At 64.1% G+C, this 26236-nt stretch carries 24 protein-coding genes; 19 read left to right on the top strand and 5 right to left on the bottom strand.

The window, feature by feature from the left end; translation table 11 throughout:
- The first annotated feature begins 31 nt into the window (after window positions 1–31).
- The 8 genes from AB5Y68_RS19580 (at window position 32) to AB5Y68_RS19545 (ending at window position 10480) form a co-directional block, all read left to right on the top strand.
- Window positions 32–661, top strand: a complete 630-nt coding sequence (locus tag AB5Y68_RS19580) for an acyl-homoserine-lactone synthase (RefSeq protein WP_029313613.1) — start codon at window positions 32–34, stop codon at window positions 659–661.
- A 233-nt stretch (window positions 662–894) separates the two neighbouring features.
- Window positions 895–1794 (top strand): LysR family transcriptional regulator ArgP, encoded by a 900-nt coding sequence (locus AB5Y68_RS19575; protein ID WP_010672764.1) that lies wholly within the window; start codon window positions 895–897, stop codon window positions 1792–1794.
- Window positions 1795–1880: 86 nt separating this feature from the next.
- Window positions 1881–3902, top strand: a complete 2022-nt coding sequence (locus tag AB5Y68_RS19570) for an exoribonuclease II (RefSeq protein WP_039039762.1) — start codon at window positions 1881–1883, stop codon at window positions 3900–3902.
- A 644-nt stretch (window positions 3903–4546) separates the two neighbouring features.
- A complete protein-coding gene (locus AB5Y68_RS19565) occupies window positions 4547–6475 on the top strand; it encodes a PTS mannitol transporter subunit IICBA (protein ID WP_039039764.1) in 1929 nt (642 codons plus the stop codon).
- 37 nt (window positions 6476–6512) lie between these two features.
- The gene (locus tag AB5Y68_RS19560; protein ID WP_039039765.1) at window positions 6513–7658 is read left to right on the top strand and encodes a mannitol-1-phosphate 5-dehydrogenase; all 1146 of its coding nucleotides are present in this window, start codon (window positions 6513–6515) and stop codon (window positions 7656–7658) included.
- A 97-nt stretch (window positions 7659–7755) separates the two neighbouring features.
- A complete protein-coding gene (locus AB5Y68_RS19555) occupies window positions 7756–8277 on the top strand; it encodes an MltR family transcriptional regulator (protein ID WP_010672759.1) in 522 nt (173 codons plus the stop codon).
- A gap of 94 nt (window positions 8278–8371) precedes the next feature.
- A complete protein-coding gene (locus AB5Y68_RS19550) occupies window positions 8372–10162 on the top strand; it encodes a cation:proton antiporter (protein ID WP_368207494.1) in 1791 nt (596 codons plus the stop codon).
- Window positions 10163–10231: 69 nt separating this feature from the next.
- A complete protein-coding gene (locus tag AB5Y68_RS19545) occupies window positions 10232–10480 on the top strand; it encodes a hypothetical protein (RefSeq protein WP_010672757.1) in 249 nt (82 codons plus the stop codon).
- 36 nt (window positions 10481–10516) lie between these two features.
- Here the strand turns inward: AB5Y68_RS19545 and AB5Y68_RS19540 are convergent, their stop codons facing one another.
- Together AB5Y68_RS19540 and zntB are read right to left on the bottom strand one after the other, a co-directional pair.
- Window positions 10517–11035: a mechanosensitive ion channel domain-containing protein gene (locus AB5Y68_RS19540; protein WP_039039767.1), complete on the bottom strand. Its 519-nt coding sequence runs from the start codon at window positions 11033–11035 to the stop codon at window positions 10517–10519.
- 9 nt (window positions 11036–11044) lie between these two features.
- Window positions 11045–12010 (bottom strand): zinc transporter ZntB, encoded by a 966-nt coding sequence (gene zntB / locus AB5Y68_RS19535; RefSeq protein WP_171865294.1) that lies wholly within the window; start codon window positions 12008–12010, stop codon window positions 11045–11047.
- A 131-nt stretch (window positions 12011–12141) separates the two neighbouring features.
- On the opposite strand from zntB, the gene AB5Y68_RS19530 reads away from it, so the two are divergent.
- The 3 genes from AB5Y68_RS19530 (at window position 12142) to AB5Y68_RS19520 (ending at window position 13591) form a co-directional block, all read left to right on the top strand.
- Complete coding sequence (locus tag AB5Y68_RS19530; protein ID WP_039039769.1) at window positions 12142–12594, top strand: YaiI/YqxD family protein; 453 nt, start codon at window positions 12142–12144, stop codon at window positions 12592–12594.
- A gap of 121 nt (window positions 12595–12715) precedes the next feature.
- Complete coding sequence (locus tag AB5Y68_RS19525; protein ID WP_010672753.1) at window positions 12716–12985, top strand: PepSY domain-containing protein; 270 nt, start codon at window positions 12716–12718, stop codon at window positions 12983–12985.
- Window positions 12986–13033: 48 nt separating this feature from the next.
- Window positions 13034–13591 carry a cytochrome b/b6 domain-containing protein gene (locus AB5Y68_RS19520; RefSeq protein WP_039039770.1) on the top strand — a complete coding sequence of 186 codons (558 nt, stop codon included), beginning with the start codon at window positions 13034–13036 and terminating at the stop codon, window positions 13589–13591.
- A gap of 106 nt (window positions 13592–13697) precedes the next feature.
- Here AB5Y68_RS19520 and AB5Y68_RS19515 read toward each other — a convergent pair whose 3' ends face one another.
- Window positions 13698–14903 carry a NupC/NupG family nucleoside CNT transporter gene (locus tag AB5Y68_RS19515; RefSeq protein ID WP_010672751.1) on the bottom strand — a complete coding sequence of 402 codons (1206 nt, stop codon included), beginning with the start codon at window positions 14901–14903 and terminating at the stop codon, window positions 13698–13700.
- Window positions 14904–15432: 529 nt separating this feature from the next.
- Between AB5Y68_RS19515 and dbpA the strand changes: the two genes are divergently transcribed.
- Complete coding sequence (gene dbpA / locus AB5Y68_RS19510; protein WP_039039771.1) at window positions 15433–16812, top strand: ATP-dependent RNA helicase DbpA; 1380 nt, start codon at window positions 15433–15435, stop codon at window positions 16810–16812.
- A gap of 86 nt (window positions 16813–16898) precedes the next feature.
- On the top strand, window positions 16899–17189 hold the full coding sequence (locus AB5Y68_RS19505; protein WP_039039772.1) for a YkgJ family cysteine cluster protein: 291 nt from the start codon (window positions 16899–16901) through the stop codon (window positions 17187–17189).
- A 9-nt stretch (window positions 17190–17198) separates the two neighbouring features.
- Here AB5Y68_RS19505 and AB5Y68_RS19500 read toward each other — a convergent pair whose 3' ends face one another.
- The gene (locus AB5Y68_RS19500) at window positions 17199–17621 is read right to left on the bottom strand and encodes a hypothetical protein (RefSeq protein ID WP_039039773.1); all 423 of its coding nucleotides are present in this window, start codon (window positions 17619–17621) and stop codon (window positions 17199–17201) included.
- 255 nt (window positions 17622–17876) lie between these two features.
- Between AB5Y68_RS19500 and AB5Y68_RS19495 the strand changes: the two genes are divergently transcribed.
- On the top strand, window positions 17877–19271 hold the full coding sequence (locus tag AB5Y68_RS19495; protein WP_039039774.1) for a PepSY domain-containing protein: 1395 nt from the start codon (window positions 17877–17879) through the stop codon (window positions 19269–19271).
- Between the two features lie 202 nt (window positions 19272–19473).
- On the opposite strand, the gene AB5Y68_RS19490 is transcribed toward AB5Y68_RS19495, so the two are convergent.
- Window positions 19474–20379: a 1,4-dihydroxy-2-naphthoate polyprenyltransferase gene (locus AB5Y68_RS19490; RefSeq protein WP_039039775.1), complete on the bottom strand. Its 906-nt coding sequence runs from the start codon at window positions 20377–20379 to the stop codon at window positions 19474–19476.
- Window positions 20380–20589: 210 nt separating this feature from the next.
- Here AB5Y68_RS19490 and AB5Y68_RS19485 point away from each other — a divergent pair, with 210 nt between their 5' ends.
- From AB5Y68_RS19485 to menC, 5 genes are read left to right on the top strand one after another with little or no spacing between them, the layout of a single operon-like run.
- A complete protein-coding gene (locus AB5Y68_RS19485) occupies window positions 20590–21921 on the top strand; it encodes an isochorismate synthase MenF (RefSeq protein WP_039039776.1) in 1332 nt (443 codons plus the stop codon).
- A 33-nt stretch (window positions 21922–21954) separates the two neighbouring features.
- The gene (menD, locus tag AB5Y68_RS19480) at window positions 21955–23700 is read left to right on the top strand and encodes a 2-succinyl-5-enolpyruvyl-6-hydroxy-3-cyclohexene-1-carboxylic-acid synthase (protein WP_039039777.1); all 1746 of its coding nucleotides are present in this window, start codon (window positions 21955–21957) and stop codon (window positions 23698–23700) included.
- A complete protein-coding gene (menH, locus tag AB5Y68_RS19475; protein ID WP_039039778.1) occupies window positions 23690–24454 on the top strand; it encodes a 2-succinyl-6-hydroxy-2,4-cyclohexadiene-1-carboxylate synthase in 765 nt (254 codons plus the stop codon). The genes menD and menH overlap by 11 nt, the downstream gene beginning before the upstream one ends.
- A gap of 4 nt (window positions 24455–24458) precedes the next feature.
- The gene (menB, locus tag AB5Y68_RS19470; RefSeq protein WP_010672740.1) at window positions 24459–25307 is read left to right on the top strand and encodes a 1,4-dihydroxy-2-naphthoyl-CoA synthase; all 849 of its coding nucleotides are present in this window, start codon (window positions 24459–24461) and stop codon (window positions 25305–25307) included.
- Window positions 25307–26236 carry an o-succinylbenzoate synthase gene (gene menC, locus AB5Y68_RS19465; protein ID WP_039039780.1) on the top strand — a complete coding sequence of 310 codons (930 nt, stop codon included), beginning with the start codon at window positions 25307–25309 and terminating at the stop codon, window positions 26234–26236. The genes menB and menC overlap by 1 nt, the downstream gene beginning before the upstream one ends.

Raw genomic sequence — 26236 nt, 5'->3', positions numbered from 1 at the left:
TAGCGCCTAACCATGAAATGGAGAGACATGAATGCTTGTTTTCAAAGGAAAATTGAAAGAACACCCCAGATGGGAGGTCGAAAACGAGCTCTACCGATTTCGCAACCGCGTCTTCTCCGATCGACTCGGTTGGGACGTGGAATCCCGCCGTGGCCTGGAGCGGGACAACTTCGACAAGCCCGACACCCACTGGGTGCTGATTGAAGACAAGCAGGGGCTGTGCGGATGCATCCGCCTGCTCAGCTGCGCCCAGGATTACATGCTGCCCAGCATCTTCCCCACCGCCCTCGCTGGCGAAGCCCCGCCGCGCGGCAACGACGTGTGGGAGCTGACCCGCCTCGCCATCGACGCCGACCGGGCCCCTCGCCTGGAAAACGGCATCAGCGAACTCACCTGCGTCATCTTCCGCGAGGTGCTGGCCTTCGCCAGGGAGCAGGGGATCCGCGAGCTGGTGGCCGTGGTCAGCCTGCCGGTGGAGCGCATCTTCCGTCGCCTCGGCCTGCCCATCGAACGCCTCGGCCATCGCCAGGCGGTGGATCTGGGGGCCGTGCGCGGGGTCGGTATCCGCTTCCACCTGGACGAGCGTTTCGACCGCGCCGTCCATCGCCCCCTGCAGGGCCATTACCGGCCGGCGGGGGATGCTCTGCTCGCAGTCATCTGAGCAAAAAAAGTCCCGGGACCGGCCCGGGATTCAAGACGCTCGCTATGGTCCGTTTCCACCCCATGCAAAAACGGACCGGGTGAGTATCTTATGAATCTCATGTCAGGGCTACTGTCACATCTCACAGGGGCGGCCCCGGGCACGGGCCCCCTCCATGGGGGCGGTCAGGTTGTCCTCTGGCGCGCCCTTGAGTAGCATTCTTGCTGAACTCCCTTTTTTCATAAGGAATGCTGATGAAGACGCTGGACTACAAGCTGCTGCTGGCCCTGGACGCGGTGATCCGGGAGCAAAACTTCGAGCGTGCCGCCCAGCGCCTGCACATCACCCAGTCCGCCATCTCCCAGCGCATCAAGCAGCTGGAGCAGCAGTTTGCGGAGCCGCTCATCATCCGCAGCCAGCCGCTGCAGGCCACGGGGCTCGGCCAGAAGCTGCTGGCCCACTATCGCCAGGTGCGCCAGCTGGAGCTGGAGCTGGCCGGCGAGCTCTCCCCCGACGAGCCCAGGGCCCCCATCCGGGTCAGCATCGCCGTCAATGCCGACAGCCTGGCCACCTGGTTCCTGCCCGCCCTGGCGCCACTGCTGGAGCAATACCCCATCGAGCTGAACCTGCTGGTGGATGACGAGAGCCGCACCCTGGACCGGGTGCGCGAGGGGCAGGCGTTCGGCGCCGTCAGCCTGCAACCCCAGCCGCTGGCGGGCTGCTGCGTCGACGAACTCGGCGAGATGCGCTATCTGCTCACCGCCAGCCCCGCCTTCGTCGCCCGCCACTTCCCGAACGGCCTCACGGCGGCGGCCCTGGCCAAGGCGCCGGCGGTGGCCTTCGATCAGCGCGACGACATGCACATCAGCTACATGGCCCGTCATTTCGCCCTCCCCCCCGGTGGCTACCCCTGCCACACGGTGCGATCCTCCGAGGCCTTCGTCGCCATGGCGGAGCAGGGGCTGGCCTGCTGCCTCATCCCGGAATTGCAGATCCGCCAGCAACTGGAAGAGGGGCGCCTGCTCGATCTCAACCCGGATCACCACCTGGTCGAGCAGCTCTACTGGCACCGCTGGGTGCTGGAGCGGGGGCTGCACAAGCAGATATCCCAGCGCCTGATCCAGCAGGGGCGACGGGCACTGCAACCCCGTTGAGGGGGCCATTCACCTTGGCTTTGGGGGGGTAAAAACGTATAGTGCTGGGCGATTAACCATCAGGTCTCCACTCAGGTTCCCCATTTATGTTCCAAGACAATCCGCTGCTGGCCCAGCTCAAGCAACAAATCCGCGAAAACATCCCCAAGAAAGAGGGTGTGATCCGCGCCTCCGATCGGGGCTTCGGCTTCCTGGAGGTCGATGAGAAGACCAGCTATTTCGTGCCGCCTCCCTACATGAAGAAGGTGATGCACGGTGACCGGGTGAGCGCCCTGATCCGCACTGAAAAAGAGAAAGAGGTGGCCGAGCCGGATGCCCTGCTGGAGCAGGCCGTCACCCGCTTCGTCGGCCGCGTCAAGATGTTCCGCGACCGCCTCAACGTGGTGCCCGACCACCCCCTCATCAAGGACGCCATCAAGGCCCGCGCCAAGAAGGGTCTGGACGAGAAATCCTTCAAGGAAGGGGACTGGGTGGTCGCGACCCTCAAGCGCCATGCCCTGGTGGACGGCAACTTCTCCGCCGAGATCACCCAGCTCATCGCCACCCAGGAAGATCACAACGTGCCCTGGTGGGTGGTGCTGGCACGCCACAACCTGGCCCAGATTGAGCCGGCGGACCTGCCGGAGTGGAAGGTGATCGAAGAGGAAGAGCTGCCCCGCCGGGATCTGACCCAGGTTCCCTTCTTCACCATCGACGGTGCCAAGACCAAGGACATGGACGATGCCCTGGCCATCACCAAGCTGGAGAACGGCTGGGAGCTGCTGGTGGCCATCGCCGACCCGACCGCCTATGTGGCCGAGGGGAGCGAGCTGGACAAGGAAGCCGCCCAGCGCGCCTTCACCGTCTACATGCCGGGGCGCAACGTACCCATGATCCCGCGCACCCTCTCCGACGAGCTCTGCTCCCTGAAAGAGGGCGAGGAGCGCAACACCCTGTGCGCCCGTCTGCTCATCGCCGAGGACGGCCTGCTGCTGGAGGAGACCGAGTTCTTCGCCGCCCGCATCGTCTCCCATGCCCGTCTCAGCTATGACGACGTCTCCGACTGGGCTGAGCATGGCAAAGAGCTGGCCATCGACGCCGGTGTGCTGGCCCAGCTGCCGCTGATGAAGGCGATGACCGAAGCGCGCATCAAGTGGCGTACCGAGCACGCCCTGGTATTCCCGGATCGTCCCGACTACGACTTCGAGCTGGGTGAAGACGGCGAAGTGCTGGCCATTCACGTCGAGCCGCGCCGCATCGCCAACCGCATGGTGGAAGAGTCGATGATCGCCGCCAACATCTGTGCCGGCCGCGTGCTGGGCAAAGAGGTCGGCTACGGCATCTTCAACGTCCACACCGGCTTTGACGAGGAGTCCCTGGACGGCGCCATCGAGCTGCTCAAGACCGCCGAGGCCCCGTTCGAGAAGGAAGAGATCGCCAGCCTCTCCGGCTTCTGCGCCCTGCGCCGCTGGATCGACAACCTGGACACCCGCTGGCTGGACGGCAAGATCCGCCGCTTCCAGAGCTATGCCCTGATGTCCGCCGAACCGGGTGCCCACTACGGCCTGGGGCTGGATGCCTATGCCACTTGGACCTCCCCCATCCGCAAATACGGCGACATGGTCAACCATCGCCTGCTCAAGGCGGTCATCGCCGGCAAGACCCCGGGTGAGCGCCCCAGCCTGGAGCTGACCGAGCACCTGACCGCCTGCCGCCGCCTGCACCGCATGGTGGAGCGCGACATCGGCGACTGGCTCTATGTGCGCTACCTCAAGGCCGATGCGGGCACCGACAAGGTGTTCAACGCCGAGATCATCGACGTGATGCGCGCCGGCCTCAAGCTGCGCCTGCAGGAGAACGGCGCCGTGGTCTTCATGCCCGCCCGCCATATCCTGGACAACAAGGATCGGCTGGAGTGCAACTGGGACAACGGTCGCGTCTATCTGGACAAGACCGAGGTGGTCTACGAGCTCGGCCAGATCATCGAGGTGAAGCTGACCGAGGCGGTGGAAGAGACCCGCTCCCTCATCGCCAAGCCGGCGGTGGATCTGGTGCCGGGTCCGGCGCCGGTGGCCCCTGCCAGCGAGGCCGATGCCGCGCCTGCCGACGAGGCCCCCAAGGCGCAGTGATCCCCCTGCTTGTCTGCTCTGCAAAAGCCCGCATCCTGCGGGCTTTTTTTATGGCTGCGCTCCGCGGGCAGACGGGATGGGAGACCCGCTCGCAGGCCCCTGCCTGCGTCGCGACCGGCAGGGAGGATCGAGACGGGAGCGGATCAGGATCCGCCACCCGGGCGTCACAAGAGGCCTTGTCGGAACCGATCCTCTCGGGGGAAAAACTGAAAGTGGGTTACAAAATAAATGATTCATTGGTGATTAACGATGAACTACGGCATATCCATCGTCATTACTTGCGAATACGAGGCGACAAATCATGACTCATTTGAGTGCAAAATTTGGTTTTGTGACGACAGTCACGTTGACACCGTGTTTGCGCAAACCACAAAACGAGACATCAATCACAAAAAATTGACACCCAGAGGCGAGAAGATCGAAATGTTGCCGAAATACAGCGACTGACTGTGATCGTCATCACTATGCCGGGAGGGGGGAGGTCGGGGTATTTGAGATCCAGGTCACAAGACACCCCGTTTTCAGCCTAATTTGATCACAAGCTGGTAGATTGAAGTTGCTTAGACGACTGGGATGGGAGTTCGGCAAAACTCGTCATCCCGACTACCACTTTTAATCACACAGGCTTAAAACGGGGTCCCGACATGTTATCACCGGATACCAAAGTCAAGATACAGAATTTTGGACGCTTCCTGTCCAATATGGTCATGCCCAACATAGGCGCCTTCATCGCCTGGGGCTTCATCACCGCCCTCTTCATCCCCACTGGCTGGCTGCCCAATGAAACCTTGGCCAAGCTGGTTGGTCCCATGATCACCTACCTGCTGCCGCTGCTCATCGGCTATACCGGCGGCAAGCTGATCGGGGGTGACCGGGGTGCCGTGGTCGGTGCCATCACCACCATGGGCGTCATCGTGGGGACCGACATCCCCATGTTCATGGGCGCCATGATGGTCGGCCCGCTGGGTGGCTGGGCCATCAAGCGCTTCGACAAGGCGATGGAAGGTCGCGTCAAGAGCGGCTTCGAGATGCTGGTGAACAACTTCTCCGCCGGCATCATCGGCATGTTGCTCGCCATTCTCGCCTTCTTCGTCATCGGTCCCTTCGTCAAGGTGCTCTCCGGCGTGCTGGCGAGCGGTGTCGGCTTCCTGGTGGACAACCACATGCTGCCCCTCACCTCCATCTTCGTCGAGCCGGCCAAGATCCTGTTCCTGAACAACGCCATCAACCACGGCATCTTCTCGCCGCTCGGGATCCAGCAAGCCACCGAACAGGGCCGCTCCATCTTCTTCCTGATCGAAGCGAACCCGGGTCCGGGCATGGGCGTGTTGCTGGCCTACATGGTGTTCGGCCGTGGCGCCGCCAAGCAGTCCGCAGCCGGTGCGTCCATCATCCACTTCTTCGGCGGCATCCACGAAATCTACTTCCCGTACGTGCTGATGAACCCGCGCCTCATCCTGGCGGTGATCGCAGGCGGCATGACCGGGGTCTTCACCCTGACCCTGTTCAACGCCGGTCTGGTCTCCCCCGCCTCCCCGGGCTCCATCTTCGCCGTGCTGCTGATGACGCCGAAAGCCTCCCTCATCGGGGTGCTGCTCTCCATCGTCGCCTCCGCCACCGTCTCCTTCCTGGTCGCCGCCGTGTTCGTCCGTGCCCAGCAGCCGGAAGCCGACGAGGCCGATGCCCTGGGTGAAGCCACCCGCAAGATGAAGGCCATGAAGGGTACCAAGCCCGAGACCACCGCCGCCAAGAAGCCGGAAACCGAGCTGACCGCAGTGCGCAACATCGTCGTCGCCTGCGATGCGGGCATGGGCTCCAGCGCCATGGGCGCCGGCATGCTGCGCAAGCGGGTGCAGGCCGCCGGTCTCGACATCAGCGTCACCAACCGTGCCATCAACAACCTGGATGATCAGGTGGATCTGGTCATCACCCACAAGGATCTCACCGACCGTGCCCGTCGCCATGCGCCGCATGCACAGCATATTTCGCTGACCAACTTCCTCGACAACGCCCTCTATCAGGAGCTGGTACAGAACCTCAGCCTGGCCAACGCGGCCAACGATGACGTCGCCAACCCGCAACTGCTGGTGGCGGCCAACGACGACAGCTACGAGCCGCAGGAGCCGGAAGTCTTCACCCTGAGCCTGCAAGACGTGCACCTGGGCCTCAAGGCCGAGAGCAAGGAAGCGGCCATCGTGACCGCCGGCAAGCTGCTGGCCGAGCGAGGCTATGTGGCACCGGACTACGTCGACGCCATGCTGGAGCGCGAACAGCTGGTCTCCACCTACCTCGGCGAATCCATCGCCGTGCCCCACGGCACCATCGCCGCCAAGGAGCACGTGAAGCGTACCGGCATCGTCATCTGCCAATACCCTGCCGGGGTCGCCTTCGGCGAGGGCGCCGATGAAGTGGCGCGCCTGGTAATCGGCATTGCCGCCCGCAACGATGAACACATACAGGTCATAACCCGCCTGACCAATGCACTGGATGAGCCCGGTCTCGTCGACCGTCTGGCCAGCACCCAGGATCCCCAGGAGTTCCTGGATCTGCTGGGGGCCGAGCAGGCCGCGTAATCATCCGTCATCGTCTTTGGTTGTAGAGGTTAATATCATGAAAACATTGCATTTTGGTGCCGGCAACATCGGTCGGGGCTTCATCGGCAAACTGCTGGCTGACGCCAGCCATCAGGTCACCTTCGCCGACGTCAACGAGACCCTGATCGACCAGCTCAACCACCGCCAGGAGTACAAGGTGCACGTGGTGGGCACGGATCAGAAGCTGGACGTGGTGCGCAACGTTGCCGCCGTCAGCTCGGCCGGACACGAGGTGATCGCCCGTATCATCACCGCCGATCTGGTCACCACGGCGGTCGGCCCCAACATCCTGGACAAGATTGCCAGCACCCTGGCCAAGGGGCTGCAGGCCCGCTTCGATGCCGGCAACCTGACTCCCCTCAACGTCATCGCCTGCGAGAACATGGTGCGCGGCACCAGCCACCTCAAGGAGGAGGTACTCAAGTACCTGCCGGTCGCGTATCATGCCACCCTCGAGCAGTGCGTCGGCTTCGTCGACTCGGCGGTGGATCGCATCGTTCCGCCCGCCGCGGCGAACGACGATCCCCTGGAGGTGACGGTGGAGAGCTTCAGCGAGTGGATCGTCGATCGGACCCAGTTCAAGGGGGAGATGCCCCAGGTAGCGGGCATGGAGCCCACCGACAACCTGATGGCCTTCGTCGAGCGCAAGCTGTTCACCCTCAACACCGGCCACATCGTCACCGCCTACCTCGGCAAGCTCAGGGGCTATCACACCGTGCGCGAGGCGATCGAGGATCCGCTGATCCGCAGCAAGGTGCGCCGCGCCATGGAGGAGAGCGGGGCCGTGCTGGTGAAACGCTACGGCTTCGACCCGCGCCTGCACGCCGCCTACATCGAGAAGATCCTCTCCCGCTTCGCCAACCCCTATCTGGTGGACGAGATTGACCGGGTCGGTCGCCAGCCGCTGCGCAAGCTGGCGGCGGGGGACAGGCTGGTGAAGCCGCTGCTCGGCACCCTGGAGTACGGCCTGCCCAGCGATCACCTGCAGGAGGGCATCGCCGCCGCACTGCATTACCGCAATGAGGACGATCCCCAGGCGGTGGAGCTGCAGGCCATGCTGGCGGAACTTGGTCCGGCACGGACCCTGGCCCGCGTCACCGGCCTGGATGAGCACAGCGATGTGGTACGCACCATCGTCGCCCGTTACAACAACTTGAAGTGACCTGATGGGGTGGCGTCACACCGCCCGTGACGGACCCCATACGATACAAACCGGGGGAGGGCCTGCTCTCCCCCTGTCAGCCGGACCCGAAGCACTTATGACCACACACCAGGAAGATGAAGTACTGGAGCGACTGAACGAGCAGGATGGCCCCCGCGGCTTCTTTCTCGAGGTCGTGACCATCCTGGAAGAGGCGGTCGACTCCCTGATGCGGCGAGCCTTTCGTCAGGAGGAGTATGCCGTCAAATACGCCATCGAACCCCTGCTCAACCAGAGCGGCCCCCTCGGCCAGCTGGAGGTGCGCCTCAAGCTCATCTTCGCCCTCGGCCTCATCTCCCTCGAGCGCTATCAGGATCTCGAGGCATACCTGAAGATCCGCGACTTTCTGGTACGCGACCCCAAGGATTACCGCTTCAGCGACAAGCCGGTCCGCGATCTGCTCGAGCGCCTGAATGCCATCCAGCAGGGCAGCATGATGCCGCAGGATCCCCCGGCCAACGAGGAGGACTGGCCCCTCTACCAGATGCAGCTCAACCGGCTCGATCAGATGGTGCGCTCCGCCCTGGTGCTGGCGGTGACCGATTGCGTCACCGAACTCCACAAAGAGAGCCCCATCTGATCTGAGCGGCTCTCCCCTGCACGCCTGGCGGGTGTCATCTTGCCCCCCTTCCCCGCTACACTAGGTCCAACCCCATCACCTGTACGAGGTTGGCATGATTGCTCTCTCCCTCGCCGGAATAGCCCTCATCTCCCTGCTCGCCCAATGGCTTGCCTGGTCCGTGCGCGTTCCCGCCATTTTGTTCCTGCTGCTGAGCGGCCTCTTGCTCGGCCCGGTGACCGGTCTGCTCGATCCCGATCAGTTGCTGGGGGATCTGCTGTTTCCCCTGGTCTCCCTCTCGGTCGCCATCATCCTGTTTGAAGGGGCGCTGACCCTGCACCTGACCGAACTCAAGGGGATCGGCAAGGTGGTACGCAACCTCTGCTCCACCGGCATGGTGACCAGCTTTGCCGTCATCGGCGCCGCCAGCTACTTCCTGCTTGGGCTGGACTGGCGGGTCGCCATGGTGCTCGGCGCCGTGCTGGTAGTGACCGGCCCCACGGTGATCGCCCCCATGCTCAACGTGATCCGCCCGGTCCGGGAGGTGGACAAGATCCTCCGCTGGGAGGGGATCGTCATCGACCCCATCGGCGCCCTGTTCGCGGTACTGGTGTTCGAGGCGGTGCGCCTCGGCAGCCAGGGAGATCTGGTCGGTCATACCCTGCTGGCCCTGGCCAAGACGGTGGGAGTGGGGTCGCTCATCGGGGTCGGTGCCGGCTGGCTCACCACCCTGCTCATCCGCAAGGACTGGCTGCCGGTCAGCCTGCACAAGTTCGGGGTACTGGCGCTGGTGCTGGTGACCTTCACCCTGTCTGACTGGCTCAGTCACGAATCCGGCCTGCTGGCGGTGACCGTGTTCGGCATTTGGCTCGCCAACCAGGAGGGGCTGGATCTGGAGGAGGTGCTGGCCTTCAAGGAGGATCTCGCCGTCATTCTCATCTCCTCCCTCTTCATCCTGCTGGCGGCCCGCCTCGATCTGGCCCAGCTCTGGCAGCTCGGCCCCATGGTGCTGGCCCTGCTGTGCGTGGTGCAGTTCGTGGCCCGCCCGCTCTGCATCCTGGTCTCGACCCGGGGGTCGGACCTGCCCTGGCGCGCCCGCGCCCTGCTCGCCTGGATAGCCCCCCGGGGCATAGTGGCGGCGGCGGTCAGCGCCTCCTTCGCCATCAGCATGCACGAGGCCGGCATCCAGGATGCCGACAAGCTGGTGCCCCTGGTGTTTGCGGTCATCATCTTCACCGTGGTGCTGCAGAGCCTGACGGCCACGCCATTGGCCAGATTGCTCGACATGCGCCAGAGCGCCCCCAATGTCTGGCTGCTCATCGGCGCCAACTCGGTGGCCCGGGCCATCGGCAAGGCGCTGGCGGATCAGGGGATCCCGGTGCAGCTCTCCAATCCTGCCTGGGAGCACTGCAAGCTGGCCCGCATGAGCGGCCTGCCCTGCTACTTCGGCAACCCCCAGTCGGAGCACGCCGAGCGGCACCTGCCCCTCACCAGCATCAGCACCGTGCTGGCGCTCTCTCCCAGCCGCCACAACAACGCCCTCGGGGTGCTGCACTTCGCCCACCTCTACGGGGAGGAGAAGGTCCACTCCCTGCGTTCCAGCGAACAGCACGGCAAGGCCAACCGGGAGAGCGCCACCTTCCGTGCCCGCCAGAACCTGTTCGGTGCCGACATCAACTTCGCCAGGCTGAGCGGCCTGCTGAGCCGGGGCGGGCAGATCAAGGCGACCCGCCTGAGCGACACCTTCGACTGGGACCAGTATCAGGAGGCCAATCCCGGCGCCATTCCTCTGTTCGTGCTGGATGCCAGGGCCAGACCCTGGGTGGTCACCGGCCCTGTCACGCCGCTGCCCGGGGAGCTGCTGATCGCCCTGCAACCACCCCGGGAGGGGGCGACGGCGCCCTGATCCGATGACGGCGCCACCGGGAAGGAGAACTAGACTTGAGGGTGGCGCCATGAGTCATAGGAGGATGTCATGACAGTCAGTGAATTGCGCGCGCTTCACCAGCAGCACAGGTTCAAGGAGGCCGAGATCATGCACGACATCGTCTCCCCCGGCTGGATCGTGGAGTTCAGGGGGCAGGACGGCCACCTCTACGTGATGACGGACACCCTGGGGTGCCCCATGAGCTTCTCGTCCACCGAGGAGGCACGGGACCACATCCACCTGGTGGCCGACTGCCCCGTCCAGGTCGAGCACCTCTACCGCTTCTTTGAACGCTGAACACCCATCGAAAAAGGCTCCCGAGGGAGCCTTTTCTCATTCCGGCTGCGTGGACTCAGCCTCCTTTCCCTCCAGCCGCCTCACCGGCTTTTGCAGAATAAGGTTCGCCGGATAGGTGACCAGATCGCCGTTGTCATCCCGCACCCGCACGTAGAAGAGACCGATCTCGGTGATGATGCCGGTGACGGAGTCATCCTTGTCGAGGATGCGGATGCGATCGCCAATCTTGTAGGGGAAGGCGAAGAAGATGGTAATGCTGGCGGTGATGTTGGAGAGGATCGACCACTGAGCCACCATGGCGACCCCCAGTACCGCGAAGAAGGAGGAGGCGAGCACCACCAGCCGGGAGAAGTCGAGCCCCCAGACCCCGGCCAGGATCAGCAGGGTGGCGCAGCCCAGCAGGAAGTGGAATACGTGCTCCACGTAGAGTACCCGGTTCTCGCTCACCTGCCGGCTCTGGCCAAGGGCCATCAGGCTCTTGTGAATGAGGCCGCGCACCAGGGTGTGCCCCAGCAACAGCAGCAGGGTCACGCCAAAAGATTCCCATGTCGTCATGTTCACTCCTTACCACCAGCGCCTGTGCTTGAGCCAGACCGCCAGTCCGGTCGCCAGCACCAGCAGGAAGCCACAAAACACCCAGAAGGCGGTCGGACTCTCGGCCCCGGGGATCCCCCCCAGGTTGATGCCGAACAGGCCGGTCAGGAAGCTGGCGGGCAGGAACAGCAGCGCCATCACCGACATCTGGTAGGCGCGGCGATTGGTCGCCTCCGCCATCAGGTTGTTGATCTCGTCCGCCAGCACGGCGGTGCGCGCCACCCCGGCATCCAGATCGTCGAGCCAGCGCCGCAAGCGGTCGGCGATGTCGAGCAGGCGTCGCCTGTCATCTTCGTCCAGCCAGCTGATCTTCTCGTTGGCCAGGCGCGCCACCAGATCCCGCTGGGGGGAGAGGTAGCGACGGATCATGATGAGCTGCTTGCGGATGCGCGCAAGCCGACCGTTGGCGGGCAGGTCGCGCATCAGCACCATCTCCTCCAGATCCAGGATCTGGTCGTGCAGCTCCTCGACGAACTCCCCGGCCCGGTCGGTCAGGGCGTCGCAGATCTCCACCAGCCAGTCGGCGGGTGTGTCGGCACCGCCCCCCAGCGACAGTTGCTCGAACACATCTTTCTCGGAGAGCAGCGGACGACGTCGGCTACTGATGATGAGATCCGGCGTGATGAAGATCCGCAGGGCAACCATCTCTTCAGGCCTGTGATCCTTGTTGTGGTTGATGCCGCGCAGGATCAGCAGCACCGTCTCCCCCATCCGCACCAGCTTGGGACGATTGCTCTGGCCGAGCAGGGCCTCCCGGGCCGCCTCCCCCAGCAGCGGCGTCTGCAGCAGCCAGCGCGCCGACTCCGGGTTGCCATAGTCCAGATGCAGCCAGCCGGGCTGGGCACCGGGGATCTCGCTACCTTCAGCCAGCGGGGTCATGCCCCCCTTGCCGTCCAGGGTCAGGCCATAAATCACGTCACCGGGCACCCGATCCATCTCGTCTCCTTCTCGTTTCATGTGCAGGCCCCAGCTTACACCAAAGGCGGGGACGACTCAGCCCCGGGGCAGCCGCCCCGCGCCAGCCATGCTAAGATGCGCCACCCGTTCCAGACACAGGAAGCCATGCCATGCCCATCTGGGTTGATGCCGATGCCTGCCCCATCCCGGTCAAGGAGATCCTCTACCGCGCCGCCCACCGCGCCCAGGTGGTGACCACGCTAGTGGCCAACCAGGGGCTCAGAGTCCCCCCCTCCCCCTTCATCAAGACCCAGCAGGTGGAGAAGGGCTTCGATGTGGCAGATCATGTCATCGCCCAGCAGGTCAAGCCCGGCGACCTGGTGATCACCGGCGACATTCCCCTCGCCTCCTGGGTCATCGACGCCGGGGGCGAGGCGCTCAATCCCCGGGGCGAGATCTACACCCGGGAGACCATCCAGGCACGGCTCGGGATGCGCAACTTCATGGAGGAGCTGCGCTCTGCCGGCGTCCAGACCGGTGGCCCTGCGCCCTTCAACGCCGCCGACAAGCAGCGCTTCGCCAATGCGCTGGACAAGTGGCTGGTCAGGGGCAAGCTAAGCTGATCACCCTCTCCCCGGCCCACCGCCGGGGAGAGCCATTCATTTCCCTTTTCCCTTAATTCTTCCTTAATGCGCCTTGATTAGCCTTGCGACTGTTGACCCAACCACCCGCAAGGAGCAAGCAATGAAACTGACCCCCCTGTTGTTACTGATCCCCCTGTTGAGCGGCGCAGCCCTGGCCGACCCCCAATGCACCCAGGCCGACAAGAGCAAGTGGATGAGCGAAGCCGACGCCCAGCAGCAGATCAAGGCGATGGGATACGACATCAAGAAGTTCAAGGCCACCAAGACCGGCTGCTACGAGATCTACGGCTGGGACAAGGAGAAGCGCAAGGTCGAGATCTACTTCGACCCGACCGACCTGAAAAAGGTGAAAGAAGAGATCGACGAGTAACGCCGCCCTGGGCCGGTCTTCCCCCGGCCCCCACCATGGAGCCTTGCCATGACACCTGCCTCTGAAGTGAAAGTCTGGGATCCCCTCATCCGGGTGTTTCACTGGGCGACCGTCACTCTCTGCCTGCTCAACTTCTTCGTGCTGGAAGAGGGTAGCAAACCCCACAGATATGCTGGCTACGCGGTGGGCATCCTGCTCATCATCCGCCTGCTGTGGGGACTGGTCGGCCCCTATTACGCCCGCTTCGGCCAGTGGTGGCCAACCCCTGCCCGGGTCCGCTACTACCTGCGTCAGCTCGCCCAGGGGCGCCACCCCTACTACCTCGGCCACAATCCGGTCGGCTCCCTGATGATCTGGTTGCTGCTGCTGTCCCTGGTCGGGACCGTCGTCACCGGCTGGCTCACCACCTGGGATGCCTTCTGGGGCGAGGAGTGGCTGGAGGAGCTGCACGGCATCATCGCCAACACCCTGATGGCCGCCGTTGGCATCCATGCGGCCGTGGTACTCCTGACCGATCGCCTCACCCGCAGCGATTTGGTCCGCGCCATGGTGCTGGGCAAAAAGCGGGTCCCCGCCAACATCAAGGTGGAAGACCCCCGCGCTTGATGGCCGGGCTGCCGACCAGTCCCCTCCTCTGTTCACCCGCTCATCTGCCCAAAAAAAGACCCCCTGCCAAGGCAGGGGGTCGTCATGAGCAGCGCGGGGGGAGGACCTAGATCATCACACCGGCGATAACGGCGGAGAGCAGGCTCACCAGAGTGGAGCCATAGACCAGCTTCAGACCGAAGCGGGAGACCATGTTGCCCTTCTCTTCGTTGAGCGCCTTCACCGCACCGGCAATGATGCCGATGGAGCTGAAGTTGGCGAACGACACCATGAAGATGGAGAGGATACCGACGGTGCGCGGGGAGAGCTCGGCGGCAATCTTGCCCAGATCCATCATGGCCACGAACTCGTTGGTCACCAGCTTGGTCGCCATGATGGAGCCGGCCTGCAGCGCTTCACTGCCCGGGATGCCCAGGATCCAGGCAACGGGATAGAAGATGTAGCCCATGACGTGCTGGAAGTTGACGCCGAACGCCGCCTCGAACAGGTAGTTGATGAGGGCGATCAGGGCGATGAAGCCCACCAGCATGGCACCGACGATCACCGCCACGGTGAAACCGGCCATGATGTATTCCCCCAGCATCTCGAAGAAGTTCTCCTTCTTCGGCGTGTGGTGCTCGTCACCCTCGGCCAGCGCCTTGGCATCGGTCACGGTGTTGTCGGGCTCGTAGGGGTTGATGAGGGAGAGCACCACGAAGGTGCTGAACATGTTGAGCACCAGCGCGGCCACCACGTAGCGCGGCTCGATCAGCTGCATATAGGCACCGACGATGGACATGGAGACGGTGGACATGGCCGTCGCCGCCAGGGTGTACATCTGCTTCTCGTTCAAGTGCGGCAGTATGTTCTTGAGGGCGATGAAGTTCTCGGACTGACCGACGATCATGGAGCTGATGGCGTTGAAGGACTCCAGCTTGCCCATGCCGTTGATCTTGGCCAGCACGGTGCCGATGCCACGAATGACGATGGGCAGCAGACGGATGTACTGCAAAATGCCGATCAACACGGAGATGAAGACGATGGGCATCAGCACCATCAGGAAGAAAGAGAAAGCCCCTTCGTTGACCAGACCGCCGAACACGAAGTCGGTCCCCTGCTTGGCAAACTCCATCAGCTTGGTGAAGCCGGCGGCAAAGCCACCCACCACCGCCAGACCCACTTCGGAGTTGAGCATGAACCAGGCGAGCGCCAGCTCGACCACCAGCAGCTGGCCGATGTAACGCAGCTTGATCTGTTTCCAGTTGCGGCGGTTTGCCAGCAACGCCAATGCCAGGACCATCACGAGTCCGAGCACGAAATGAACGTATTCCATACCAGTAGCACCCATTGAATTGTTATTTTTGACCGGCGCCATCATAAAGAACTGCATATTTAAAAATCAGAGAATCATCACAATCCGCGGTAAAAATATGCATGCGAAATAATACAAACGTTTTTAAATTAATTGCCATGACACACGATTATTAATCGTTAATGGATGAGGTTAAAAATAAATCAAAAACAATAAGTTATGCTCATTTGTTAATTTCATTCCTCATTCGTATATAGATTGAATAACGACCATATCCCATATGGCATCCTCCGATGACTCATCATCACCAGGGCATGTTTAATTAAAAACGTTTTCTCGCCATTCATCATGATCTGGCCATGACCACCCCCTGCTCCATTGTGCTCTTTTTACATACCGCAAGCCCGCCAACGCAGACAGAAGCCTCCATCGGCAACCCATGACGCCAACCGTTCAAATATTCACCGCATCCGGCGGCACATTCTGGTATGATGCGCCCCCTTGCGCACCGCGCACCCCCATTTCTGGTTTTCCGACATAGAGTCCTTTTGTGAACAACAGCGAATTTAGCAGCCTGAACCTCTCCTCCGCCCTGCAGGACAACCTCGCCAGCCTGGGCTATCTGCAGATGACCCCGATCCAGGCCCAGAGCCTGCCCCTGGTGCTCGACGGCAAAGATTTGATCGCCAAGGCGAAAACCGGCAGCGGCAAGACCGCGGCCTTCGGCCTGGGTCTGCTGGCCAAGCTGGACGTCAACCGGCTGGCCGTGCAGGCGCTGGTGCTCTGTCCGACCCGCGAGCTGGCGGATCAGGTGGCCACCGAGATCCGCCGTCTCGCCCGTACCCTGCCCAACGTCAAGCTGGTGACCCTGTGCGGCGGCACCCCGACCGCACCGCAATCCGCCACCCTGGGCTTTGGCGCCCACATCGCCGTCGGCACCCCGGGCCGGATCCTCAAGCACCTGGAGCAGGGCACCCTTGAGCTCGACGATCTCAAGACGCTGGTGCTGGACGAAGCGGATCGCATGCTGGACATGGGCTTTGGTGAAGACATCAACCGGGTCATCAGCCACGCCCCGCGGGACCGGCAAACCCTGCTCTTCTCCGCCACCTATCCGGAAGGGATCGCCCAGATGAGCCGCGGCGTGCAGCGCAATCCGGTGGAGGTGAGCGTGGAGTCCCTGCATGAAGAGAGCGCCATCGAACAGAAGCTGTATGAAGTGCCGGCCGGCCAGCGCCTCGATGCCCTCACCTGGCTGCTCAGCCACTACCAACCGGGCTCCTGCGTGGTGTTCTGCAACACCAAGCGCGCCTGCAACGACGTGGCCGATCACCTGGCCGCCAAGGGCTTCTCGGCGCTGGCGCTGAACGGTGACCTGGAACAGCGTGAGCGGGATCAGGTGCTGGTGCGCTTCGCCAACGGCAGCGCCACCATACTGGTCGCCACCGACGTGGCGGCCCGCGGCCTCGACATCAAGGAGCTGGGGGCCGTCATCAACTACGAGCTCACCTACGACCCCGAGGTGCACGTGCACCGCATCGGCCGTACCGGCCGCGCTGGCCAGCAGGGCCTGGCCCTGAGCCTCTACCAGCCGAACGAGGCCCAGCGCGTCAACTTCATCGAGGAGTACCAGCAGGCCCCCATTCCCCAGGGCGACCTGGCCGGGATCGGCCGCGACATCAAGCCGATCGCGCCGCAGATGGTGACCCTCTCCATCGATGCAGGCCGCAAGAGCAAGGTGCGTGCCGGTGACATCCTCGGCGCCCTGACCGGCGAAGGCGGCATTGCCGGGGCCGATGTGGGCAAGATCCAGATTTCCGAGCAGTACTCCTACGTGGCGGTGAAGCGCCAGGTGGCGAGCGCCGCCCTCAAGCGGTTGCAGGAAGGCAAGATCAAGGGGCGCAGCTACCGTGCCCGCAAACTGGGCTAAGGTATTTCACACGCCCCAGCCAGACCACAGGCGCCTGACAGGCGCCTGTTTCATATCATTCGCCGCCATGCGGCAAGACAGGTGACATGACCCAAGCAATCCAGAGCGATGTGAGCTGCCAGAACTGCGAAGCCTGCTGCTGCCGCCTCGAGGTGATGCTCTTCACCGACACCGGCGTGCCGGACCGCTATATCGAGGAACGGGAAGGAGAAGTGCCCGTGATGCACAGACTGGAAGATGGCTGGTGCGCCGCCCTCGACCGCAACACCATGATGTGTCGCATCTACGAGGTGCGGCCGCTGATCTGCCGTGAATTCGAGATGGGGGAGCCCGACTGCCTCGACGAGCGGGACAAGTGGTTCATCAGGCTGGAGTAACCGGGGTGTTCAACCCGTGCTGACGTGGATCTCCTTGCCTTGCAGCCCCTCGAGGCGCTGTGTCAGCCAGTGGATGGCCTGCGCTTCCTCCTCGAAATAGCGCACCTCCTGAAAGGGAAGCTCGCTGAAAACGTGATCCGCCAGATAACGTTTGAAATCCCCGATCATGACCACCGCCAGAAAGGCGCAGCCATGGGTGGCGCACCAGTTGAACTGGCGACGAAAACGGGCCAGCACCTCGGGGCCGGCGGCCTCGAACTCGGTCGCGACCTCGACGATGCCCCAGGGGGCTCCCTGCAAACGGCTTATCTGCTGGCTGAACTTGCCCTCATAGGCCATGGCGCCTGCCAGGTTGAAAGGGCCGCTCGGCCGACAGATCAGCAGTTGCCCTTGTCGCTGCATCTCAAAATGGCCGTGTGCTTGCACGTTCACCTCCTGCCTTGAGTCCTTCGCTGCGGCTGATATGCCCTGTGTTGCCACAAAGTAAGAATTTATCCCCGAAAAGTCCATGAAGCTCCCCCCATTGTGAACGGAAAGCGCCATTCACCCCCCGTTTTTACCCCAGTGGCGGAATGTACATTTCTTCGACATGTTCTGTTGCAGTTAACAAAACGTTGCTGCTATCATCCGCGCCACTCAAAACATTCCACCTACTGAAACCTTTTGGCGTTCACCCAGGGATCAACGATGAAGCAACAAGACGCAAGTTATTACCAACGGATCTGGCGCTGGCATTTCTATGCCGGTCTCTTCGTCGCCCCCTTCCTGATCCTGCTCTCCCTCACCGGCATCGTCTACCTGTTCAAGCCGCAGCTGGACAACCTGCTCTACCCCCAGCTGATGAAGGTGACGCCCGCCACCCAGACCCTGAGTGCCGACCAGCTGCTGGCCAAGGCAACCATCGCCATGCCGGACGCCAGCCTGCGCAAATACCTGCCCCCGGTGGCAGCGGACGCGAGCGCCCAGATAGTCGTGATGCGTGAAGGGCAGGAGCTGACCCTCTTCATGGATCCCGCGAACGGCGCCCTGCTCGGTACCATGGACAACAAGTGGAACCTGCAGGCGGTGGCGCGCGCTCTCCATGCGGAGCTGATGCTTGGCACCACGGGTGATCGCCTGATCGAGCTGGCCGCAGGCTGGGGAATCGTGCTCCTCGTCAGCGGACTCTATCTCTGGTGGCCCCGCAAGGGGCCGGGTGTGGGGGGCATCCTCTGGCCGAGAATGCACCAGCGCGGCCGTCTCTGGTGGCGTGATCTGCACGCCGTGGTCGGCTTCTGGGGCGCGGGTTTCCTGCTGCTGCTGCTGTTGACGGGCATGACCTGGACCGGTTTCTGGGGCGGCCAGTTCGCCGATGTCTGGAACCGCTTCCCTGCGGCCATGTGGAACGAGGTGCCCAAGTCGGCCCCCCTCACCCGCAGCCTCAACCAGGCTCACGAACAGACCGTCTCCTGGGGGGCCGAGACCCTGCCCATGCCGAGCTCCCAACCCACGGCAGAGAGCCATGATCACAGCGCCATGACCCATGGCGGCGGACACGAGGGCATGGTCATGGCCAGCCATCGCATTCCGCTGCAACAGGTGGTCGACATCGCCAGCGAGCGTGGGGTCAGCCCGGGTTACAGCATCACCCCCCCGGTCGGTGAAACCGGCGTCTATACCATCGCCATCTTTGCCGATGATCCCCGCAACGACGCCACCCTGCACATCGACCAATACAGCGGCAAGGTGCTGGTCGACGTGCGTTGGCAGGATTACGGCCCGGTCGCCAAGACGGTGGAAACCGGCGTCATGCTGCACATGGGCAAGCTCTACGGCTGGCCGCACCAGCTCGTCATGCTGCTCATCTGCCTGATGATTCTGGCAAGCTCGGTGAGCGGGCTCTGGATCTGGTGGAGCCGCCGTCCCAGTGGTCGCCTCGCCGCCCCGCCCCTGCCCGCCAAGTTGCCTCCCATGGGCGGTGCCATCGCGGTGCTGGTCGTGCTCGGGATCTGCTTCCCGCTGGTGGGGGCCTCCATGGTTGCCATCTGGCTGCTGGACTGTCTCTTCTTCTCTCGCCGCACGGCCGTAGCCCAGGCAAGCTGACCCAGGGGCAAGCCCGCCTCATCCACACGAGGGCTCCCTGTCGGGGGCCCTCGTCGTCTGCATCACCTGGCATCATCCTTCGCCTGGCGGCATGCTCCTCCCCTGGCGATCATCACATCGGTCTGATGAACAACAACGCATCGACACAACAGCAAAAAGGGCTCCCGTTCGGGAGCCCTTTTCATTGCCAAACGCGTCGGCCTCAGGTGAGCGCCAGCCCGGCGGAGAGCAGCAGGCTGAACAGAAATGCGCTGATGGCGGTCTTCTTGAGGGCGCCGGTCAGCACCTCGCCATCGAAACTCTCTCGCAGGGTGCGGGCGGCATCGGTGAGGGGCTTCATGGCGGGCAGGAAGATCCAGGGCCAGAGGCTCGCAGGCTGAGTCAGCAGGAAGGCGATGGTCGCCAGCAGCGCCGCCCCCAGCAAGACCCAGTGATAGGCGATGGCCCGGTTGCGGCCAAGGCGCACCGCCAGGGTGATCTTGCCGCTGGCGGCATCGGTCTCGATGTCCCGCACGTTGTTGATGTTGAGCACGGCAGTCGCCAGCAGGCCGCAGGCGGTGGCGGGCAGCAACAGGTCCCACTCCAGGCGATGGGTGAAGAGGTAGTAGGAGCCGAGCACCCCCAGCAGGCCAAAGAACAGGAACACCGAGATGTCCCCGAAGCCGCGATAGCCGTAGGGGCTCTTGCCCACCGTGTAGGTGATGGCCGCGACGATGGCCGCTCCCCCCAGCAGGATGAACGTCAGGATCTGCTGCCACGCCTCCCCGAAGGCGCAGACCAGCAGGGAGAGGCCGCTCACCACGGCCGCCAGGGCGGTCAGCCCCATGGCCACACACATCTGGTGCCGGGTGATGAGGCCGGAAACCACGGCGCGCTGGGGACCGATCCGCTCCCCGTTGTCGGCACCGGAGACCGCATCCCCATAGTCGTTGGCAAGATTGGAGAGAATTTGCAGCAGGATGGCGGTCAGCAGGGAGAGCCCCATGATGGTGCCGTCGAACGCTCCCCGGCTGGCTGCCAGCCCCGAGCCCAGCAAGATGGAGGAGCACGCCAGGGGCAGTGTTCGCAAACGCGCCGCCAGCAACCAAACAGAGAAGGTATTTGTCATATTGTGATGGCCAAACAATCAGATATTGATCGTGTTAAGGGTTATCGAACCGGATTTAGGTATACTTGGCTGCGCGGGGGCGTCGGCTCCCCCGGGCAATTTACATGGACGAATGGGCAGATAATATATAGGAAATCGTCGCCCTTTGGCATCAACCTGCGCCATCCTCCCCCGGAGCGATCGCGATTATCCGGCTCAGACTAGACATCCATGTTGGCTCAGACCCACCTCAAGCAACAACTGGACGCCCTGCGTCACAGCACTGTCAGCGGTTTCGTGCGACTGCGCGTGGCCGCTCACGTCGACGTCTTTCCCGGCTGGTTGGCGGCCCAGACGCTCTACCCCCGCATCTATTGGCACGCCAGAGGGCAACAGAGCCCGGAGTACGTGGCGCTTGGCGCCATCCACGAACTGACCCGGCCGGAGGATATCCAGCGGGTCTGCGACCTTGTCGGCTCGGCCAGTGAAGACAGCCCTCGCTACTACGGCGGTCTGGCGTTCGACCCGGATCTGCCCGGCTGGCAGGGTTTTGGCCCCTGCCGCTTCGTGCTGCCCCGTATCGAGCTGGTACGCCGGGGGGAGTGCACCAGCCTCTGCCTCAATCTCTGGCTGCCCGCCCGGGAAGAGGGTCACGCATTCGAAGCCGAACTCTGCGCCGCCGAGGCGGCGCTTGATGCCCTGCAACCCGAGGCCCCCCTGCCCGCCCTGCAAAAGCGGCCATGGCAGCGCCAGGACCTGCCTGGCCCTGCCCAGTGGCAGACCCTGGTGGAGCAGGTCACGGCCCCCGACTTCCAGGCCCGCACCCCCAAGGTGGTGCTGTCGCGGGAGAGCCTGCTCCAGAGCGAGGCGCACGATGCGCCCCTCTGCCCCTGGTCCCTGCTGACACAGTGGGCCCGCCACGCCCAGGAGTGCTTCCACTTCGGCTTTCAGTTCTCCCCCGAGCAGAGCTTCATCTCCTGCTCCCCTGAGCGCCTCTACCGCCGGGAGAAGGGCCACCTCTTTACCGAGGCGCTGGCAGGCACCATTCGCCGTTCCGGGGATGAGGCGACCGACGCGGCCCTGGCCGCCGAGCTGCTGGCCGACAGCAAGAACCGGCTGGAGAACCGGCTGGTTCACGCCGACATTCTCAGCCGCCTGGCCCCCCTCACGACCGATGCCACCCTGACCGAGCCGCGCATTCTGAAATTGCGGCTGCTGCAACACCTCAAGTGCGACATCGAGGCCGAGCTCAAACCCGGCGTCTGCGACTGGCAACTGCTGGCTGCCCTGCACCCCACTCCCGCCGTGGGGGGCGCCCCCCGCGAGGCAGCGCTCGCCTTCATCCGTGAATGCGAGCCCCATGATCGCGGCTGGTATGCCGGTGCCTGCGGCATGCTGAGCCGGGAGACCTCGGAGTTCTCCGTCGCCATTCGCAGCGCCCGGATCAGGGGCCAACGCATCAGCCTGTTCGCCGGTGCCGGCATAGTGGCGGGATCGGAGCCCGCCGCCGAGTGGGCCGAACTCGACAACAAGATCGCCAACGTGCTCTCCCTGCTGGGATAGCGTTTCTCACCGACTCCTCACTGCGAGAGCTTCATGTCCGCCAGCCACGTGTCCGCGCATCACGCCTTTGCCAGCCATCACGCCACCTTCAACCATGTCTGGTCCTCCCTCTTGCTGGAAGAGCTCTTTCGCCTCGGCGTACGCGACATCGCCCTGGCCTCCGGCTCCCGCTCGGCGCCGCTCACCATGGCCGCCGCAGCCCACCCGGGCTTTCGCCGCCATTTGCACTTCGACGAGCGGGGTCTGGGCTTCATGGCGTTGGGGCTGGCCAAGGGGAGCGGCCGCCCGGTGGCGGTGATCATGACCTCGGGCACCGCGGTGGCCAACCTCTGGCCCGCGGTGGCGGAAGCCCAGCTCACCGGGGTCCCGCTCATCATTCTCTCTGCCGACAGGCCACCCGAGCTCATCGACAACGGGGCCAACCAGGCCATCGATCAGCCGGGGATCTTCGGTCGCTACCCCGTCTATCAGCAAAATCTGCCGAGCCCCACTCCCGCCATTCCGGCGGCCTTCGTGCTGAGCTCGGTGGATCAGGCCCTGGCCCGACAGGCGCACACCCCGGGGCCGGTGCACTTCAACTGCATGTACCCCGAGCCCCTCTACCCCGGCGACCACTATCTGGACTTTTCCGATTACCTGGCGCCCCTCGGCGACTGGTTGCACTCGGCCAAGCCCTGGAGCCCCTGGCTGGTGGGCGAGCCGGGCTGCCCCGCCCAGCCGGACTGGGAGGAGCTGAAGGGCAAGCGCGGTGTCATCGTCGCCGGGCGCATCCAGGATCCGGTGCAAGGCAAGGCGGTGGCCGAGCTGGCAGACAGCCTCGGCTGGCCCCTTCTGGCGGATCTGCAAAGCCAGATCCGCTTCGATGATCGCAACCTCGTCCACACGGATCTCGCCCTGCAACACAGCGACTTCGTGGCCGAGCTGGCCCGCGCCGAGGTACTGCTGCAATTCGGCGCTCGCCTCATCTCCAAGCGCCTCGGCCAGTTCATCAAACAACACCCCTGGCAGGATTACTGGCTGGTGGACCCGCAGCCGGCACGCCTCGACCCCGACTACCGGCTGCGCCGTCGCCTGGTGTGCGACCCCGCCGCCTTTGCGGCCGCCCATCCAATCCCCCATTCGCAGCAGCCCTGGCACCAGTTGGCCGCGCGCCAGCAGGCCATCAGCCAGCAGATCCGCACCGCCTGTGATCGCTTCTCGGAGCTCGGAGTGTGCCACCGCCTGAATCAGCTCATCCAGGGTCAGTTGTTCGTCGGCAACAGCATGCCGGCCCGGCTGATGGACATGCTGGGCGAGGTGGGCAAGGGCCCCAGCCGGGTGATGACCAACCGCGGCGCCTCCGGCATCGATGGCCTTATCGCCACCGCATACGGCTTCGCACAGTCGGTTCCACCTGACAGTCGCGAGCCCACCACCCTGCTGCTCGGGGATCTCAGCGCCCTGCACGATCTCAACAGCCTGGCGCTGCTCGGCAAGGGGAGCCGCCCCCTGGTGGTGATCCTGCTCAACAACGACGGCGGCAGCATCTTCCGCATGCTGCCTGTGCCCACCCGGGACGCCCTGCTGGAGACCTACTACTGCCTGCCCCACGGCCTGCACTTCGAGCACGCCGCCGCCATGTTCGGCCTGCACTACCGGGCCCCCACCACCCTCGACGCATTTGAGCAGGACTATGCCGCAGCCCTGAAAAACGGGGTAACCCTGATTGAAATCAAGGTACCGAGCAGTGAAGTCGCCGAGGATCTCAAGGCACTGGGAGCCGCTATCCGTGGTCTCTGATCCCGCCGCGCCGCTGGTGCTGCTGCACGGCCTGCTGGGGGACGCCGACGACTGGCGACCTGTCATCCAGACCCTGCCCGGCGTCCCGTGCCATGCCCTGGATCTGCCGGGCCACGGCCGCAACCGGGCACTGCGGGTGAGCGGCTTTGACGAGGCCCATCGCTGGCTCTGCGACGAGCTGGCCGCGCGGGATATCGACCACTACCGGCTGGTGGGGTATTCGCTGGGGGGGCGGCTCGCGCTTCATCACGCCAGCCACTCCCCGGCGGGGTTGCAGGCCCTGCTGCTGGAGAACTGCCACCCCGGGCTGCCTGCCGGGGAACGTCCGGCCCGCATCGCTCACGATGAAGCCTGGGCCCGGCGTTTCGAGTGCGAGCCCCTGACCCGGGTGCTTGCCGACTGGTACCGCCAGGGCGTCTTCGCCGACCTGGACGACGATGCCCGCACCCGCCAGGCCGCACGCCGCCTTGGCAACGACGGCAAGGCCGTGGCCGCCATGCTGAGGGCCACGTCCCTGGGGCGGCAGCCGGATCTCGCCCCCTGGCTTCGGGATACCCGGCTGCCGGTGCAGTGGATCTCAGGCAACCGGGATCACAAATTCCATGCCCTCGCTTGCCAGTTGGTAAAGCAAGGCTGCAATATCAAACACTTGGCTCTGGATGGCGGACACAATCTGCACACAAGCCAGCCCGATACCTTTGCCCGGCTCCTGCGGGAGTGGGCTCACCAACCAGAAGAGAAGATCCATGATTGAAGCAATGACGGAAGCCGAGCTCTATGCCCCTGTCGAGTGGCACGACTGCTCCGCCGGTTACGAGGACATCCTCTATCACAAGTCCCCAGAGGGCATTGCCAAGATCACCATCAACCGTCCCCAGGTGCGCAACGCCTTCCGCCCCCGTACCGTGAAAGAGATGCTGCAAGCCCTGGCCGATGCCCGCTACGACGACAAGGTCGGCTCCATCATCCTCACCGGCTTCGGCGAGAAGGCCTTCTGCGCCGGCGGCGACCAGAAGATCCGCGGCGACTACGGTGGCTACAAGGACGATGAAGGCACCCATCACCTCAACGTGCTCGACTTCCAGCGTGACATCCGTACCTGCCCCAAACCCGTGGTGGCCATGGTGGCTGGCTACGCCGTCGGTGGCGGCCACGTGCTGCACATGATGTGCGACCTGACCATCGCCGCCGACAACGCCCAGTTCGGCCAGACCGGCCCCAAGGTGGGCTCCTTCGACGGCGGCTGGGGCGCCTCCTACATGGCCCGCATCGTCGGCCAGAAGAAGGCTCGGGAGATCTGGTTCCTCTGCCGCCTCTACGACGCCAAACAGGCCCTCGACATGGGGCTGGTCAACACCGTCGTGCCCCTGGCCGAGCTGGAGCGTGAAACCGTGCGCTGGTGCCGCGAGATGCTGCAACACAGCCCCATGGCTCTGCGCTGCCTGAAGGCGGCCCTCAACGCCGACTGCGACGGCCAGGCCGGTTTGCAGGAGCTGGCAGGCAATGCCACCATGCTGTTCTACATGACCGAAGAGGGTCAGGAAGGGCGCAACGCATTCAACGAGAAACGCCGTCCCGACTTCTCCAAATACAAGCGGAACCCCTGATGACACTCGCCCTCTACCGCTACCAACTACCCTTTACCCAGCCCCTGGCCTTTCACGGTCAGTTGCAGGTAGCGCGCGAGGGCCTGCTGGTACGCATCGACGATGGCTGGGGGGAGATAGCCCCCCTGCCAGGATTTTCCAAAGAGACCCTGGCCGACGCCCAGGCCGAGGCCCTCGACTGTCTGGCGCAGTTGGCGCGGGGACAGACCCCGACGCCACAGCTGCCCTCGGTGCAGTTCGGGCTCGACTGCGCCCGTCGTAGCTGGCCCGAGCAGGGTGCCCCCCTGCCCGAGCCCTATCCGCTGATCCAGGGCTCTCCCCAGGAGCTGCTCAAGAACTGGAAGCAGTGGCTGCACGAGACCCCCCTCAAGGCCAAGCTGAAGGTGGCCCGCTACCCCATGCGCGACGAGCTGGCGCTGATCCGGCTGCTGCTCGATCGGCGCCCCAACCTCAAGCTGGTCCTGGACGCCAACCAGGGCTGGACCCGCGAGGAGGCCTGGGCCTTCTGCGGCCACCTGGATCCGAATCGCATCGAATACCTCGAAGATCTGTGCGCCGACTTCGAGGACATCGCCTTCGTCGCCAGCCGCACCGGCATGCCGGTGGCGCTGGACGAACTGCTGGCCCAGGGCAAGCCCTGGGAGCCCATCCCGCAACTGCGCGCCCTGGTGCTCAAGCCGACCCTGCTCGGCACCCTGGCCAACAGCGAGGCCCTGGTAGCCCGCGCTCGCGAACTGAAACTCAAGGTGATCGTCTCCTCCTGTTTCGAGTCCGGTCTCGGCCTCGGTCAGCTCGCCCGCCTCGCGGGGGAGTGGGCGCCGGATCAGGCCCCTGGCCTCGATACCCGCCGCTGGCTGGCCAGGGATCTGCTGGACAAGCAGGGACAACCCGATCCGGGCAGGATGGACCCCCTGTTTCACCGAGACTGA

The sequence above is a fragment of the Aeromonas sp. R6-1 genome (assembly GCF_040908165.1).
GTDB lineage: Bacteria > Pseudomonadota > Gammaproteobacteria > Enterobacterales > Aeromonadaceae > Aeromonas > Aeromonas caviae.
The sequence above is the reverse complement of the archived record's forward strand: the minus strand, read 5'-3'. Positions and strand labels throughout refer to the sequence as shown.

Bases quoted from the DNA above. Each gene is read 5' to 3' on its own strand.
- AB5Y68_RS19580 (WP_029313613.1), top strand. From the start codon at position 32: ATGCTTGTTTTCAAAGGAAAATTGAAAGAACACCCCAGATGGGAGGTC.
- AB5Y68_RS19575 (WP_010672764.1), top strand. From the start codon at position 895: ATGAAGACGCTGGACTACAAGCTGCTGCTGGCCCTGGACGCGGTGATC.
- AB5Y68_RS19570 (WP_039039762.1), top strand. From the start codon at position 1,881: ATGTTCCAAGACAATCCGCTGCTGGCCCAGCTCAAGCAACAAATCCGC.
- AB5Y68_RS19565 (WP_039039764.1), top strand. From the start codon at position 4,547: ATGTTATCACCGGATACCAAAGTCAAGATACAGAATTTTGGACGCTTC.
- AB5Y68_RS19560 (WP_039039765.1), top strand. From the start codon at position 6,513: ATGAAAACATTGCATTTTGGTGCCGGCAACATCGGTCGGGGCTTCATC.
- AB5Y68_RS19555 (WP_010672759.1), top strand. From the start codon at position 7,756: ATGACCACACACCAGGAAGATGAAGTACTGGAGCGACTGAACGAGCAG.
- AB5Y68_RS19550 (WP_368207494.1), top strand. From the start codon at position 8,372: ATGATTGCTCTCTCCCTCGCCGGAATAGCCCTCATCTCCCTGCTCGCC.
- AB5Y68_RS19545 (WP_010672757.1), top strand. From the start codon at position 10,232: ATGACAGTCAGTGAATTGCGCGCGCTTCACCAGCAGCACAGGTTCAAG.
- AB5Y68_RS19540 (WP_039039767.1), bottom strand. From the start codon at position 11,035: ATGACGACATGGGAATCTTTTGGCGTGACCCTGCTGCTGTTGCTGGGG.
- zntB (WP_171865294.1), bottom strand. From the start codon at position 12,010: ATGGATCGGGTGCCCGGTGACGTGATTTATGGCCTGACCCTGGACGGC.
- AB5Y68_RS19530 (WP_039039769.1), top strand. From the start codon at position 12,142: ATGCCCATCTGGGTTGATGCCGATGCCTGCCCCATCCCGGTCAAGGAG.
- AB5Y68_RS19525 (WP_010672753.1), top strand. From the start codon at position 12,716: ATGAAACTGACCCCCCTGTTGTTACTGATCCCCCTGTTGAGCGGCGCA.
- AB5Y68_RS19520 (WP_039039770.1), top strand. From the start codon at position 13,034: ATGACACCTGCCTCTGAAGTGAAAGTCTGGGATCCCCTCATCCGGGTG.
- AB5Y68_RS19515 (WP_010672751.1), bottom strand. From the start codon at position 14,903: ATGGAATACGTTCATTTCGTGCTCGGACTCGTGATGGTCCTGGCATTG.
- AB5Y68_RS19505 (WP_039039772.1), top strand. From the start codon at position 16,899: ATGACCCAAGCAATCCAGAGCGATGTGAGCTGCCAGAACTGCGAAGCC.
- AB5Y68_RS19495 (WP_039039774.1), top strand. From the start codon at position 17,877: ATGAAGCAACAAGACGCAAGTTATTACCAACGGATCTGGCGCTGGCAT.
- AB5Y68_RS19490 (WP_039039775.1), bottom strand. From the start codon at position 20,379: ATGACAAATACCTTCTCTGTTTGGTTGCTGGCGGCGCGTTTGCGAACA.
- AB5Y68_RS19485 (WP_039039776.1), top strand. From the start codon at position 20,590: ATGTTGGCTCAGACCCACCTCAAGCAACAACTGGACGCCCTGCGTCAC.
- menD (WP_039039777.1), top strand. From the start codon at position 21,955: ATGTCCGCCAGCCACGTGTCCGCGCATCACGCCTTTGCCAGCCATCAC.
- menB (WP_010672740.1), top strand. From the start codon at position 24,459: ATGACGGAAGCCGAGCTCTATGCCCCTGTCGAGTGGCACGACTGCTCC.
- menC (WP_039039780.1), top strand. From the start codon at position 25,307: ATGACACTCGCCCTCTACCGCTACCAACTACCCTTTACCCAGCCCCTG.